The organism is Clostridium thermobutyricum DSM 4928, assembly GCF_002050515.1.
In the GTDB taxonomy this organism is placed as follows: Bacteria; Bacillota; Clostridia; order Clostridiales; family Clostridiaceae; genus Clostridium; species Clostridium thermobutyricum.
In genome coordinates this window covers 92,580-108,481 of the sequence record NZ_LTAY01000081.1, presented here as the reverse complement: position 1 = coordinate 108,481, position 15,902 = coordinate 92,580, and the positions used below count along the sequence as shown (strand labels likewise).

13 protein-coding genes and 1 riboswitch are annotated in these 15,902 nt (G+C 25.4%); of the genes, 9 read left to right on the top strand and 4 right to left on the bottom strand.

All coding sequences use genetic code 11. The annotated features are described in order from the left end of the window. Positions 1-53: 53 nt before the first annotated feature. On the top strand, positions 54-1,445 hold the full coding sequence (locus CLTHE_RS14000; RefSeq protein ID WP_080024002.1) for a dihydrolipoyl dehydrogenase family protein: 1,392 nt from the start codon (positions 54-56) through the stop codon (positions 1,443-1,445). Between the two features lie 491 nt (positions 1,446-1,936). Continuing rightward, positions 1,937-2,062 carry a hypothetical protein gene (locus CLTHE_RS17165; RefSeq protein ID WP_278320308.1) on the top strand — a complete coding sequence of 42 codons (126 nt, stop codon included), beginning with the start codon at positions 1,937-1,939 and terminating at the stop codon, positions 2,060-2,062. Between the two features lie 175 nt (positions 2,063-2,237). Here CLTHE_RS17165 and CLTHE_RS13990 read toward each other — a convergent pair whose 3' ends face one another. From CLTHE_RS13990 to CLTHE_RS13975, 4 genes are all read right to left on the bottom strand, one after another. After that, complete coding sequence (locus CLTHE_RS13990; RefSeq protein WP_080024000.1) at positions 2,238-2,453, bottom strand: hypothetical protein; 216 nt, start codon at positions 2,451-2,453, stop codon at positions 2,238-2,240. A gap of 150 nt (positions 2,454-2,603) precedes the next feature. Beyond that, positions 2,604-3,617, bottom strand: coding sequence for a radical SAM protein (locus CLTHE_RS13985; RefSeq protein ID WP_080023999.1), 1,014 nt, complete (start codon positions 3,615-3,617; stop codon positions 2,604-2,606). Positions 3,618-3,631: 14 nt separating this feature from the next. Then, positions 3,632-4,348, bottom strand: a complete 717-nt coding sequence (locus CLTHE_RS13980) for an HAD family hydrolase (RefSeq protein WP_080023998.1) — start codon at positions 4,346-4,348, stop codon at positions 3,632-3,634. Positions 4,349-4,532: 184 nt separating this feature from the next. Further along, positions 4,533-5,789 carry an MFS transporter gene (locus CLTHE_RS13975; RefSeq protein ID WP_080023997.1) on the bottom strand — a complete coding sequence of 419 codons (1,257 nt, stop codon included), beginning with the start codon at positions 5,787-5,789 and terminating at the stop codon, positions 4,533-4,535. Positions 5,790-5,977: 188 nt separating this feature from the next. On the opposite strand from CLTHE_RS13975, the gene CLTHE_RS13970 reads away from it, so the two are divergent. From CLTHE_RS13970 to CLTHE_RS13940, 7 genes are all read left to right on the top strand, one after another. Next, positions 5,978-8,149 (top strand): vWA domain-containing protein, encoded by a 2,172-nt coding sequence (locus CLTHE_RS13970; protein WP_080023996.1) that lies wholly within the window; start codon positions 5,978-5,980, stop codon positions 8,147-8,149. A gap of 369 nt (positions 8,150-8,518) precedes the next feature. Then, positions 8,519-9,718 (top strand): MFS transporter, encoded by a 1,200-nt coding sequence (locus CLTHE_RS13965; RefSeq protein ID WP_080023995.1) that lies wholly within the window; start codon positions 8,519-8,521, stop codon positions 9,716-9,718. Between the two features lie 61 nt (positions 9,719-9,779). Next, entirely contained in the window at positions 9,780-11,015 is a 1,236-nt protein-coding gene (locus CLTHE_RS13960) for an MFS transporter (protein WP_080023994.1), read from the top strand. A gap of 72 nt (positions 11,016-11,087) precedes the next feature. Continuing rightward, positions 11,088-11,729, top strand: a complete 642-nt coding sequence (locus tag CLTHE_RS13955) for an ABC transporter permease (protein WP_080023993.1) — start codon at positions 11,088-11,090, stop codon at positions 11,727-11,729. Then, the gene (locus CLTHE_RS13950; protein WP_080023992.1) at positions 11,729-12,631 is read left to right on the top strand and encodes a glycine betaine ABC transporter substrate-binding protein; all 903 of its coding nucleotides are present in this window, start codon (positions 11,729-11,731) and stop codon (positions 12,629-12,631) included. Before CLTHE_RS13955 ends, CLTHE_RS13950 begins: the two co-directional genes overlap by 1 nt. 23 nt (positions 12,632-12,654) lie before the next feature. Beyond that, positions 12,655-13,383, top strand: coding sequence for an ATP-binding cassette domain-containing protein (locus CLTHE_RS13945; protein WP_080023991.1), 729 nt, complete (start codon positions 12,655-12,657; stop codon positions 13,381-13,383). A gap of 458 nt (positions 13,384-13,841) precedes the next feature. After that, a riboswitch (M-box (ykoK) riboswitch) is annotated at positions 13,842-14,007 on the top strand. Positions 14,008-14,169: 162 nt separating this feature from the next. Then, positions 14,170-15,894, top strand: coding sequence for an ABC transporter permease (locus tag CLTHE_RS13940; RefSeq protein WP_080023990.1), 1,725 nt, complete (start codon positions 14,170-14,172; stop codon positions 15,892-15,894). Positions 15,895-15,902 lie beyond the last annotated feature (8 nt).

Genomic DNA, 15,902 nt, shown 5'->3' with positions numbered 1-15,902 from the left:
GTTATATTGTTTATAAAGATTAACGAATAAATTAAAGAGAGGAATTGATTAATATGATAAACAAATTTGATTCTATAATAATAGGATTTGGAAAAGCAGGAAAAACTTTAGCAGGAGATTTAGGAAATAGAGGAGAAAAAGTAGCCTTAATAGAAAAATCAGAAGAAATGTATGGAGGGACATGCATAAATAAAGCATGTATACCAACAAAATTTTTAGAAAATAAATCTAGCATTGTAAGAAGAGGAGAGATTTCTAATTATAGTGAAAGAGAATTAAAATATAAAGAAGCAATAGAAGAAAAAAATAAATTAACAAAAGCTTTAAGAGAAGCAAATTATAATAAATTAAACAATAATAGTAATGTTAGTATTTTTACAGGTGAAGGTTTTTTTGAAAATGAAAATACAGTAAAAGTAAAAATGCAAAATGGTGAAACTATTGTATTAGAAGGAAAGAAAATATTTATAAATACAGGTTCAAAAGCCTTTATTCCTAATATAAAAGGAATAGAAAATACAAATATAGTTTATACAAATGAAAGCTTAATGAATTTAAAAGAATTACCTAAAAAATTAACTATAATAGGAGCTGGATTCATAGGATTAGAATTTGCAGGAATATACAGTGCATTTGGAAGTGAAGTAACTGTTATAAATAATTTTAAGCAAATATTACCTAAAGAAGATGAAGATGATATAGAAGAAATAGTTAGGATATTAGAAAATAGAAATGTTAAATTCTTAAATGAAATTTCAATTGAAGAAATAAAAGAAGAAGATGGATTAGCTAAGATAATCTATAAAAAAGGTGATAAAGAAGAAAAAGTTGTTAGCGATATAATATTAGTTGCAACTGGTAGAAGCGCAAACACAGATGGATTACACTTAGAAAATACTAATATAGAATTAGATTCTAGAGGATTTATAAAAGTAAATGATAAATTAGAAACTAATGTTAAGAATATATGGGCGTTAGGAGATGTAAATGGTGGTCCACAATTTACTTATATATCTTTAGATGATTATCGTGTAGTAATAGATAATTTATATGGAAAGAAAAAAAGAAGAACTACAGATAGAAAAAATGTTTCAAGTGCATTATTTATAGATCCTGCATTTTCTAGAGTAGGATTAAACTTAAAAGAAGCAAAAGAAAAAGGACATAATGTATTAGTTGCTAAAATGGAAACTAAGTTTATTCCAAGAGCAAAACAAATAGGAAAAACAGATGGGTTTATAAAAATAATCATAGATAAAGATAGCAAAAAAATATTAGGTGCAACTATGATATGCGAAGAATCAAGCGAACTTATTCATTTAATAAGTATTGCTATGGATATGGAGGTTGAATACACATATTTAAGAGATAAAATATATGCTCACCCAACTATGGCAGAATCATTAAATGAAGTACTAGGAGCACAAAATATAAGAGAAGCTTAATTTAATCCAATTAGAATATAATAAAGGCTTAAAAGAAGGTATCGTAATGATACTTTCTTTTTGTATTAAATAATTATTGTTATTGAGCTTAATCTTTTTATTGGTATAATATGGATATATAGTAAAGAAAGGTTATAATATTCATATAAAAGGGTAAAGGGGAGATTTTCATAAAAGTAAATAAACATAAAATTATTATTTTATTCTTTTCGATACTAATAGTAATTGGAGCATTAGTATATTTTAAAGTTTATTATCAAACTTCTGATTTAAAATATTCTAAGGAGTATGTTGTTGGACAAAATAATATAAAAGGAAGTGTTGATATAGACTATTTTTTAGACAGAGGAAAAGAATTTGAAATAGGGGCAAATAAATATGGAGATGCAGTATTAAAAAATCCAACAGAAGCATTTAAAAAATTAAAAACTGATTATAAAGATGGACTAAGAATTATTAGAAAAGAATTTAATTTATTGCCAATAAATCAGTTGAATTATAAGTCATATGGAACTTATGGATGGCAAGTTACTACTGGTTCAAAAGAAGAAATAGAACAGGCTAGATTTATATCTTCATTTATTGATATATATGAAAATAGCTTTAATAAAAACTAAAACAAAGTGAAATAATATTAATTAAATAAGATGAATATTATAATATTAACTAAACAGTTAAGTGGACAACTCTAATTTGTCCACTTTTATTATGCTTACATATAAATTTTAGTTTAGATAATAATTAAAAGATATAAAAAGAGAGGTATTTTCCTCTCTTAAATAATTATATAAGTTATTTCGGTAGTATTTTATTAAACAGTATTTTTTTATAATTTCTTAATTGGGATACACTATGGCTTTCAGAATATATTCCAAAGAAAATTAATGTAAAGCCTAATCCAACACATAATCCTTTCATAAACTCTGGAAGTAAATTAGTACAATTTCCGAATAAAAAAATAACATTAAATAATACTCCGAATATTGTATAGATGTTTGTTTTTTTCATATAAAAACACCTCCATTACAGTGATATATATATATAGTATATACACAAAAAACATTTTTTTACCATTAAATGGAGAATTATATGTTGTAAGAGTATAAATTAAGATAATAATCTATTTTTATTACTAAGATTTATAATTATAGAATTAAATTATAAATTTTTACAATATTGATTTAATAAATAAATAAGATAATCATCTTTACTAAATAATCTTGTGCTATTAGGATTTCCACATTTTTCAGCTAATTTACATAGTGGAACTTCAAAGCTAATTTTTTGAGCTAATGAATTATTGTTTTTATAATTAGATAAAACTTTTTTTACTCCATCTATTTTTAAATTACCTAAATACCACCAAGGGTTAATTGAAGTAATATTAGGATATACATCAAAATCTTTTGTTACATAAAATACTGGTTCTTCTTCTCTTAAATCAATTGTTGATGTATCCTTTAAAAGTTCACTAAATAAAATTTTTTCTTCTATTCCTAATAAAGAGTGAAACTCTTTAGGTATTTTATATAAATCATCAGAAGTAATTCTTATATCATAAAGTTTTTCATTTTCACCATCACAGCTTCCTTGGTGTATAAAAAGTTCAAATGAATTATTTATTTTAAGACATCTTTCTTTAAGTTTCATTTTTTCACTTAATTTTATAACTTCTAAAATTTCATCTAAGTTATCTTTATTTACGAAAATTTGCCATCTAGGAGCAATATTATTTTCTAATAGAATTTCAGTTGCCGTAATTAATTCTTTAAAAGCTCCTTTTCTTCCAATGTAATAATCAGTTTTTTCTTCAAGACCAAAGAATGTTAGTTGACATTTCTTAACTCCAATATCATATGCCCATTTAACATAATCTAAATCTCGATTTATTCTCCAAAAGCTTAATAATTCAAATCTTTTAGGTTTAGTATTTTTGCTTAATTTATTTTCTAAATCCCAAAGTTCTTTATAGTTATCTTTAAAATCAGGTTCTCTGAACCAGCTATAAATTTCAAGATTATCTGTATAAGGACTAAAAGAATCTGCCATATATTTTAAATCTTTTATAGATAAATTTCCATTTGGAGAATGTCCAATCCAACAATGTTTGCATCTATTAGGACATCCAGCCATATCTAAAAGACTGGTTATTTTATTAAAATAAACTCCCATAAATTATACCTCTTTTATTTTAAAATCATAGAAGAAACTTTTCTAAAATCTCCATCTAGTATAGAATAAGTGCTTTTAAGTTCGCTATTAACATCTGGAGAAAGGTTTGAATGAATATAAAGGGAGTCTAGTCCACAATTAAAAGCTCCTTCAATATCACAAAGAAAATCGTTTCCAATCATAATAGAATTTTTTTTATCTAAATTAAATTTGTGAAGTATTGCATTATAAAATTGTCCATCAGGTTTACAGATTCCAAGGTCTGCCGAAAAAATTATTCCATCAAAATATTTTTCTATATCTAAAACTTTCATTTCGTAAGCTGTAAAGAGTGATTGAGCATTAGATAAAAGATATATTTTTTTATTTTTTCTTTTTAATTCTTCTAAAAATTCTATAACTCCATCATAAAGCCTTAAATATTTTATTGATAAAATTCTAAACATATGAGCAGTATCTAAAACTATATCCTTAGAAACTTTTACTCCTTTTTCTTCATATAAAGAAAGAAAAACTTTATCTAATGGAAAGTCAGGAAAATTTGTATTTTTTATTAGAGAAAGTTCTTTTTTTACTTTGTTTTTATAAGACTTTTTTAATTCTTCTTTTGAATATTTTGCTCCTTTAAATGAATAGAACATTGATAATTTATCCCAAAGCATAGGACTATCTTCATCAGTATTTATATCTACTAATGTTCCATATAAGTCAAAAATATAATTATTGTACATAAAAATAATCTCCTTTTCTATAAGAATTTATAAACTTTAAATTTATTTGTTTTAATATAGTAAAATTATAATTTGTAATATATGTTTATTTCTAGAAAAAATTATAAAGTCCTTTAAAAAATATAGCCTTAAAGTATATCTAAAAATTTTTTAAGATATATTTTAAGGCTTATTTTTTAATAAATTATTGTTCAGAAATAATTCTAGTATTTCTTTTTACATTAAAGTTAGTTACTTCCTCATCATGAAAACCTATTTTAGGTACTGATAAGAAGCCTATTATTGTTACAACTATAGATAAAAATATAACTGTATAAATAGCAAAATTTTCATTTATTCCCCATAGTAAACCTATTAAAGCACTTCCAACAAATCCCCCAATATACATAAACGCGTTTACAACACCATTTAATGAACCTCTAAATTCTGGTTTTGCAATTTGATTTGTAATTGTAGGTACTAAGTTAACAAGAATAAAGTAACCTGTAAAAGTAAATACACTTGATATTATAAGTAAAACTAATGAATTTTTAGAGCAAATTAGCATAGCATTTCCTACTACAAATAAAATACCTGAAAATACTGCAAGTTCTTTTGTATAAGATTTTTTTATAAATATAACAGAAATTTTCATAGCTACAAGACCAATTAGCATAGATGGAGTAAAAACCATCCAAAGATTAACTTCACCAACTAATTTGTCTGCATATTCTGGAACTAATACGAAGTCTGCCATAAACATAAATATTGAAAAGAATCCTACAAAGCAAAATCCTAAAAATTTAATATCTTTCAAAAATGACCATATGTATTTTGAAGTTTCTTTAGATTTTTTTTCTATAACTTCTTTAGAAATTTCTTTTATAGAATTACTGCTATTATCTTTAAGTGCGAAAAGAATTATTAAAAATACACAAATAACTAAAAAGGTTGCAATTCCATAAAGTTCTTGTACATTCCAAATGAGTATAAGAAGAGGACCTCCTGCTAAAGCTATAGCGGAAAAAGCTGATACTATTATAGAAGTAAGACCTATAGCATCTGCACGTTTTTCTTCTCCAACTTCACTTGAAATCCAAGAGAAAACTCCAGAAGTTATAGCACCAGTTCCTTGTAAAAATCTAGAGATTATAAAAATATAGGCATTAGTTGATACTGTAGAAAGAGCAAGTCCTAAAATTAATAGAAGCAAGCCTATTAATATCATTTTTTTATTACCAAATTTATCACACCAGTTTCCAAAAGGAATTTGAAAAAAAGCCTGAGTAAAACTAAAACCTCCTAAAGCAATACCACTTAAAGCTATAGTTCCAAATTTAAGACTTAGAGTAAAGTTTGAAATAAAAGGTGCAACAATGCTCATTCCAAGACTTCTAATTCCTAAAGCAACAGCTAATATAATTATAAATGTTAGCTGTTGCTTATTGAGTTGTGTTTTCATATATTTCTCCTTTCAAAATTATAAATAAAATTTTATTTAGTTCCATATTCTAAATATTATAGCAATAATTATGACATAAATAATAGAAATAAAATTAATAATTTGAGAATTATTAGGACAAATTATAAATAATAGAAATTCATAAAATCCTTATAGTATTAAATGATTAATTTAAGTAGGTGAGATTATTGGATAAGAGTAATTTTAAGGTTTATTATTTAGGCGGAGAAGAAATACAAGTTTCTGAAGAAGAAATAAAAAAATGTAATTTTTATTCTATAAAAACAGTAAAAGAAAAAGGAAAAAATATAAATCATCATATTCTACTTTTAGATGTTTCTTTTAGTATGGTAAATGAAATAGAAGGGCTTAAAGAAAGTGTAAAAAAGACTTTAGAAGCGTTAAAAGAAGAAAAAAATAATTATGTTTCTGCAATTATCTATTCAGGCCATGATGAAGCAATTAGAATTTTAAATGGAGTAAAATGTGATGATATTTCATATAAAATGGCAGATGTTTATGGAATAATTGATAAAGAATTATATGCAAGAGGAGTTACTGTTATTTCAGAACCTTTAGAAATGGCTATAGACATAGTTAAGAATCTTAGTAATATTTGTAATAAACATCACATTGCTCTTTTTACAGATGGATTTTTAGTTACTGATAAGTGGGAAATGGAAGAAGAAAAAGAAAAAATATTAAACTTAGCAAGGATATGCAGTGAAAAAGGAATATTTTTTAATGGATTAGGTTTTGGAAAGTATTATGACAGAAAATTTTTAAAGAAAATAGTTGAAGAAGTTGGGACAGGAAGCTTTAATCATATAGAAAAGATAAAGGATTATTATAAAAGCATTTTAGAGTTAACGAGTGAAATAAATAGAAGAAATATTTTTGACTTAGATATAAAAAATAAAGAATATTTTATTTTAGATACTTATAGTAAAGGAAAAGAAGGAAAAATAAGAACTATTGTAGATGGAGAAGAAACTATAATTTGTACTTTTGATGAAGAGATAGATATAGGAAATAATATTTTAAATAATAAAAAGATGAGAGAAAAGCTTCCAAGTGTAAAAGAAGATTTTCTTTATTCATTGGCAATAAATCATATAATAAATGAAGATATAGAAAGTGCCCAAATAGCAATAGCTCAAACAGGTGATGTAGAGGCTTATGAAAGTTTAGATAACTGTTATTCTTTTTTAGAAAAGGGAAGAGCTATATCAAACTTAAAATTTTATCTTAATAATAGAGAAGAAAGATTTAAAAAAGGGAAAAAAGATATAAAAGTAAATACTTTAAGAGAAGAAAGAATATGTCTTTTAGAAATTCTAGAGGATATTATGCTTGATGATGAATCAAGACTTCTTTGGGATTATAGTTATAGATATAAAAGAATTGGGAGAAAGACAAAGTTAGTTGAGGACAAATATGAGTTTATAAAACCTAAAGTTGGATATGGAAAAGTAGTTGATGTTTTAATAGGACGAAAGAAACTTAATGTAGGAGTTCGAGTTAAAGTAGATGGACAAATCTTAGATAAAGAAACTAATTTAAAGATAGATGGTCATGTTTTTAGGCATTTTAATTTAATTTTAAATGGAAATATAAATACTGAATTTATTCCTTGTGTATTATCTGATGAGCTTAAAGAAAAGTTTATGAAAGAAAAGATAGTAAGTGGAATTAATAAATATGGTAGAGAAGAGATAATAACTTTAGATTTAAGAAAATTAAAAACTACAAATAAAAGAATATTTAAATCTTTAGATATGAAAACAATTAGTGAGTATCTTTATAAGATTGAGCAATTAAAATGCAAAGTTTGGGCAATAAATAAAATACTTGAAAACTTAACTAAAGATAAAGAAGAAGAGCTTACTTTAACTGAACAAATTAGAGAAAATTATAGAATAGATGAAACAGGACTTTATAAACCTTTAGGAACAGAATTTGCAGATGAAAAGTTTGAAGTTTATGAAGCGAAAGTTTTAGAATGGAAAATAGAAAAATTTCCAAAGAAAAAAGAATGTGATGATGCTTTAGATTTTTATAGTAACTTTAAAAGCTTAAAAGACGAAGAAAAGATTGAAGAGTTAAAAAAAGAATTGTATAAAGTAAAAAAAGAAAAAGAAAAGCTTAATTATAAAGTTAATTTAGTTAGATTGTCCTGCGGATTAATTTCTAAGTCAGCTTTTGTTTGGGAAAATGAAGAAGAAAAAAGTAAAACAGAAGCAGATAGAGAAATTGGAGCAAATGCTGTTGTAGATAATAAAGTAATTATTTCAAAAAGAAAGATAAACAATATAAATATGAGACAAGACAGATATAATATTTTAACTAAATGCGATTAAATAATTAACCCCATCTTAAAGCTTAAGATGGGGTTATGTGTTTAGGCTATGTATTAAAAACTACAAAGATATAACATCCTTTGTTAATTGTAATTTCGTATTTATTTTTGAGTAATTATGAATAAAAAATATTTTGATAATTAAATATTTTATCTTTGGAGTTTTTAAATTATGATTGAATTATTTTTTGCAAATTAATTATATTCCTTTATTTATTTTAAGTAAAATAGTTAATTTTAATATGTATAATAACTAAATAAATATATAGAAGATAAAAACTAAAGAGAACATAAATACAAATATGTATTAATATTCTAGAGACCATAAGAATACAATTAATTTATAGGACTTTATTGTATGGAGGGGTGTATGGGAACTAGAAAAAATATTATGTTAAAAAAAGATGAGCTAAAGAATTTTTGTACTTATAGATTACTTTTTGGAATTAGCTATAGCTTAATGGTACCAGTTATGCCATTGTTTTTTGATTCTCTTGGAATATCAACTGTAGTTATAGGAACTATAGTTTCTCTTTATGGAATAAGTGAAATGCTTACACAAATTCCTTTTGGAATACTTTCTGAAAGTATAGGAGATACCTTAGCTTTAAACATTGCCATTGCAATAATTATGTTTATTCCTCTTGGCTATACTTTTATAAATAATGGATTTTTAGCAGGAAGTTTATATGTAATACAAGGTGGAATTTTTGGAATGGTGGCACCTGCGACCTTTTCTATATTAGCAAGGTCTGTTGATGAAAGAAGAAGAGGACAGTGTACAGGATTTGCTTCAGCAGTTTTTACTTTTGGAGGGGGAGTAGGAGCAGCAATTGCAGGTTTTATTGTTTCTAAATTAAATAATTATAATTTAGTATTTTATTTATCTTCAATTGGCATATTTATAACTTTAGTATATGTTATGTTTAAAATAAAAAGAGATAAGCCTAGAAGAATGGTAAGAGGTGAAGAGGATACTCTTATAGATATATTTAGAGAAATAAAAAGAAAAAGATTAACATATAAAATTATTGTTATATCTGGAATTGCTTTTTTAGGAGATTATATTTATGGATGTATTATAACTTTATTTCATTTTTATGGGAAAGATGTATTAGGAGCATCAACAGCATATACTTCATCTATTATATCTATATATCTTATTGTTTTTGGACTCGGAGCACCAATTGCAGGATGGGTAAGTGATAAGATAGGAAATAAAAAGCAGATATTATTATCATTTATAATAATGAATTTATCATTGATTGTATTAGTAATAACTAGAGATATTCCTATTTTTACGATATTTGTGATTGTTTATTTTATAGGAGCAACATTTCTTAATGCAGTTTTTCAAAGTTCTCTTTCAGAGTTTGGTAGTGAATATAAAATAAAAGGTTTTGTATTTGGATTTGTAGGAGCTTTAGAATCATTAGGTTTTGCTTTAGGACCATTAATTTCTGCATTTTTATATGATATAAATAAAGCTTTTTTATTTCCAGGATTATTAGCAGTTTCAGGGATTGTAACTTTCTTATATGTTATTTTTATAAAAAAGATACGATTATAAATTGCATAATAAAAAGCAAGTTAAATAATACTAAAGAAAAGAATATATTTAGGAGGTTATTATGAATATAAAAAATAATATCCTATTTAAGAAAAAAGAATTATTTAACTTTTGTACTTTAAGATTTATTTTTGGAATAAGTTATAGCTTTATGATTCCAATAATTCCTTTATATTTTTCATCTATAGGGATAAGCACAATGATTATAGGAATTGTCATGTCTTTATATGGAGTTGGAAAAGCACTTACACAAATTCCTTTTGGAGCTTTATCAGATTGGATTGGGGATAAGTTATTATTAATTATTGCCTTAGGGCTTATGGCTTTTGTCCCAATTGTATACATAATCACTAGTAATAATATTTTTGCAGAGGGAAATTATATTGTACAAGGAGCAGTACTTGGAATTGCAGCACCTCCAACTTTCTCTATTTTATCAAGGTCTTTAGAACCCAGTAAAAGAGGAGAATGTACAGGATATGCTTCAGCAGTATTTACTCTTGGAGGAGGAATTGGAGCTATTATAGGAGGCTTTGTAGCTTATAAATTAAATAGTTATAACACTGTTTTCGCTTTAGCATCTGCAGGTATATTTTTATCATTAATATTTTTAATATTTAAAATAAAGAAAAAAGAAAAATTTATAAAAGAATGTAAAAATGAAAATAAACAAATTCCCTGTAGGTCAAAAGTAATCTTTAATGAGATAAAAAAACATAAGCTTTTTCCAAGAATAATTTTATTAGGATCTATAGCTCTCTTAGGAGATTTTATTTATGGATGTGTAGTTTCAATTTTTCCTTTTTATGGGCAAGAAGTTTTACATGGAACAGATTTTTACACCTCCTGTATAATATCAATTTATCTTTTTGTATTTGGATTGTTTGCACCAGTTGGAGGCTGGAGTAGTGATAAAATAGGAGTTAAAAAACAATTATTTTTATCTTTTATGGTTATGAACATTTCTCTTTTATCCCTATCTATGATTAGAGGTAAAATATTATTTACAGGAATAATTATAATTTATTTTTTAGGAGCCACTTTTTTAAATGCAGCGCTTCAAAACTCTCTTTTGGAGTTTGGAGAAAATGAAAATATAAAAGGAATTGTTTTTGGATTTGTAGGAGCATCAGAATCAGCAGGATATGCTATAAGTCCAATAATTGCAGCTTATATATATGAATTAAATAAAGAAATGTTATTTATAGGTTTACTTTGTATGTCTCTTTTAGTAACCTTTATTTTTATAATTTTAAGAAAGAAAGCTTTTGATAACAAAGAAGAATTCTCTAATTAAATTTAGAGAATTTTTTTTTATTTAAAAGAATAAATATGATAAAGAATGATTAAAAAGAGGGAGAGAAAAATTATGGTTAAAGAATTAATGGAGCTTTATACAAATAGGTTTGATTTCTTTTTAGAACTAACTATAGAACATTTAAAGATAGCAGGCATGGCAATTATAATAGGAACTATTTTGGGGGGATTAATAGGTATTTTTATAAGTGAGTATAAAAAAGCTTCACCATTTATTCTTGGAATTACAAACTTTGTTTATACAATTCCATCAATATCTCTTTTAGGTTTTTTAATTCCTTTTTCAGGAATAGGAAATACAACAGCTGTAATTGCTCTCTCTTTATATGCTTTATTGCCAATGATAAGAAATACTTATACAGGAATAGACAATATAAGTCCAGAGATAATAGAAGTTGCAAAAGGAATGGGAAGTACAAAATTTCAAATTTTATATAAAGTAAAGCTTCCTTTAGCATCAGTAGTAATTTTAGCAGGTTTTAGAAATATGGTTGTAATGACTATAGCTCTTGCAGGAATTGCTTCTTTTATTGGAGCAGGAGGCCTTGGAGTAGCAATTTATAGAGGAATAACAACTAACAATGGAATAATGACTATAGCAGGTAGTTTACTTATAGCTTTATTAGCAATAATTTTTGATTTTATTATAGGAAGTATTGAGAGATTTATAAAAAGAAAATGGAGGCTAGGTTAATGAAAAAATTTATAAAATTAATAGGTGGTGTGTTAGGAGTTATACTTATAGCTTCTTTAGGAGGATGTTTTTCTAAAGAAGAAAAGGAAGTTATAAATATAGCAACCAAACCAATGACCGAACAGTTTATATTAAGTGAAATGCTAAAACAAATTATTGAAGAAGATACAGATTTAGAAGTTGAAATAACAAAAGGAATTGGTGGAGGAACAAGTAATATTCATCCAGCTTTAGTAAAGGGAGATTTTGATATGTATCCAGAATATACTGGAACAGGTTGGAACTTTGTTTTAAAAGAAAAAGATATTCCAGATGATAAAACTTTATATAAAGAGCTTAATGAAAAATATGAAAAAGAATATGATTTAAAATGGGTAGGCTTATATGGATTTAATAATACTTTTGGATTAGTTGTAAGAAAAGATATAGGAGAAAAATATAATATAAAAACATATTCAGATTTAGCTAAACATGCAAATGAATTAACTTTTGGAGCAGAATATGATTTTTATGAAAGAGAAGATGGATATGACGCTTTATGCAAAGCTTATGGATTTAAATTTAAAAAGTCAGTTGATTTAGATATAGGGCTTAAACATAAAGCAATAAATAATAAAGAAATAGATGTAATGAATGTATTTACAACAGATGGACAACTTTCAACTTCTGATGTAATACTTCTTAAAGATGATAAAAATTTCTATAACACATATTATTGTGGAACAGTTGTAAGAAAAGATGTTTTAGAAAAACATCCTGAATTAGAAAAGGCATTAATGAAAATGGAGAATATAATAACAGAAGAAGAGATGGCAAAATTAAATTATAAAGTTGAATCAGAAGGACTAGATGAAGTAAAGGTTGCACAAGATTTCTTAAAAGAAAAAAATATAATAAAATAAAGTTTTTCTAAGGAGAAAGATTAATGAAAAATGATGCTATAGTTTTTAAAAATATTACTAAAAGTTATGGAGAAAAAAATATATTAAAAGATTTTAGTTTAAATATAAAAAAAGGTGAATTCTTAACTATAATAGGAAGTTCAGGATGTGGAAAAACAACTGTATTAAAAATGATTAATGGACTTATAAAACCAAACAAAGGAAATGTTTTTGTTGATGGAAAAGATATTTCAAAAATAAATTTAATAGATATGAGAAGAAAAATTGGGTATGTAATTCAAGGAGTTGGATTATTCCCTCATATGAAAATAAAAAATAATATTTCTTATACGTTAAATCTAGAAAAAAAAGAAAATAAAGAAGAAATTTTAAGCAAAGTAAAAAAGTTAGTAAAAATTGTAGGATTAGATGAAGAGATTATAAATAGATATCCAAATGAGCTATCAGGAGGACAACGCCAAAGAGTAGGAATTGCAAGAGCATTAGTTGGAGAACCAGATATAATACTTATGGATGAACCTTTTGGAGCAGTAGATGAAATAACAAGAAAATTACTACAAGATGAAATATATAAAATATATAAAGAGTACAATGTAACAATAGTATTTATTACTCATGATATTAGAGAAGCATTAAAGCTTGGAACAAGAGTAATAGTGATGGATAATGGAGAAATAGTACAAAGTGGAACTCCAAAAGAAATAAGGGAAAACCCTAAAACAGAATTTGTAAGAAAGTTAATTGGGGGATAAATATTTTATATATTAAAGTATTTGAGGGGATATAAGTATTTTATTTTTATTAAAGTTTATTGTATAAATTAAGAATTATTGTGATGCTATATAAGAAATACTTTAGTTATTAATAAGAATTTAGGATTTATTATATGCTTTAATAAAATTTAATATAAAGTTCAAATTAGTCAATAAAAATTTTATATTGATTTTAATATTTATATTTATAGTAAATAATGTTTCAAAACAAAATCTAAATGTTAAAATTTTTAAAAATAAACTTATAAATTAAAAATTATTTTAGTAAAAAGTGTTTTTTATTGATAAAAATTCAATAAAATAATTACTAAATTAAATCAAATAAGCTTAAATTATGTAATTGAATGATAAAATAATACATTGACATTAGAATTTTCACAAACTATAATCAATATGAAAGTTTGATTTAAATCACTTTCAAAAACATTCAATTGAAAAATTTAATATATTAGGGGAGGCTCCTATATCAGATAAATGCTACTGCTCAGAAACATCGAAAGATGCCAATGAGTCAACAGGTATTGCCGAGTTAAGGCTTTACTTAACGTAGCTGAGTTAAGCTCAAAGCTATATAGTGCTAAAACCATATTACAAGATTTATTATGTTTGTTTTGGGTTTTTAGACTATTTCTAAAAACCCTTTAATTTTGTTTAAATTTATAAAAAACTATTACTAGGAAAAGATATATGTTAGGAGGAATGAGTTATGGACGCAGAAGAAGGTGGTAGTAGCTGAAAGAAAAAAGTAAAGGAGAATGATTTGTTATGAATATGGAAAAATCAATGGTGAACAGAAAATTTGGAGTAATTGATGTACTTATTTTCTTAGGTATTGCAGTTCTATTATATATAGCTTTAACACCAGCTATAAATGGAGATATAAAACCAACTGATGTTGGAAGTAGCATATCTACAAATATAAGTGCTATACCATTATATATGCTAAAATCTGTTGGAAGAATGGCAGCAGCATATTTATTATCTTTAATATTTACATTAATATACGGGCATATTGCAGCTCATAATAAAAAAGCAGAGAGGATAATGATTCCCATACTTGATATACTACAATCAATACCAGTATTATCATTTTTACCTGCTGTTTTATTAGGACTTATGGCATTATTCCCAAAATACAATATAGGAGTTGAACTTGCGAGCATAATTCTTATATTTACAAGTCAGGCTTGGAACATGACTTTTAGTTTTTATAACTCAATAAAATTAATACCTAAAGACCTAGACGAAGCATCAGATGTTTTTAGATTAAATAAGTGGCAAAAATTTAGAAAACTTGAAGTGCCTTTCTCAATGATGGGATTAGTTTGGAACAGTATGATGTCATGGGCAGGAGGATGGTTCTTCCTAATGACATGTGAAATGTTCACAATGAACGGAAAAACTTATGCACTTCCTGGAATAGGTTCATATCTTCAAGTTGCAGCAAATGAAGGAAATATGAAAGCTTTATTTTGGGGAATTATATCATTAATTATAGTAATAATATTATTAGACCAATTAATTTGGAAGCCTTTAAATGTTTGGGCAGATAAATTTAAAATGGAACTTACTCAAACAGAAGTTCCTCATTCAGCATTATTAACTCTTTTAAGAAGATCTGCTGTTATAGGATTTTTAGTTGAAAAAATATTTAAACCTATAGCTTCAATATTTGGAGAAAAACTAGATCAAGTAATAAATAAGAGAAATGTTAAGAAAAAAGAAAAAGTAAATAACAAATCTGGAATTGTTATTAAATGGATTATTAGAATAGTTGCAATAATTGTATTTTTATATGCAGCAATTAATGCAAGTAAGCTTATTATGAAATTATCAATGGATGAGATATTAGAAATATTCCCAGCAGTTGGAGCTACTCTTTTAAGAGTTTTAGCAGCACAAATTATTGCTATAATTTGGACAGTCCCTGTTGGAGTTGCAATTGGATTAAATAAAAAATTAGCAAGAATATTACAACCAATAGTTCAAATAGCAGCATCAGTTCCAGCAACAGCATTATTCCCAGTATTATTATTATTCTTAATAAATAAAATTGGTGGATTAAATATAGCAGCTGTAATACTTATGCTTATGGGAACTCAATGGTATATTTTATTTAATGTTATAGCAGGAGCTATGGCTATACCAGAAGATTTAAAAGCAGCAGCAAAAACTTTTGGTATAACAGGAATAAAGAAATGGAAAGTTTTAATTTTACCAGCAATATTCCCTTACTTAGTAACAGGAATGATAACAGCTGCTGGTGGATGTTGGAATGCAAGTATAGTAGCTGAATATGTTACTTTTGGTGGAAAAACAGTTACTACAGTTGGTCTTGGAGCTTTAATTTCAGAATCAACAGCATCAGGAAATTTTGCAATGCTATTATTATCAACTCTTACAATGGCAATTGTAGTTGTTGCATTTAATAAAATAGTTTGGAACAGATTATATAGATTAGCAGAAGAAAAATTTAAAATGGAATTATAAGAAAGAGG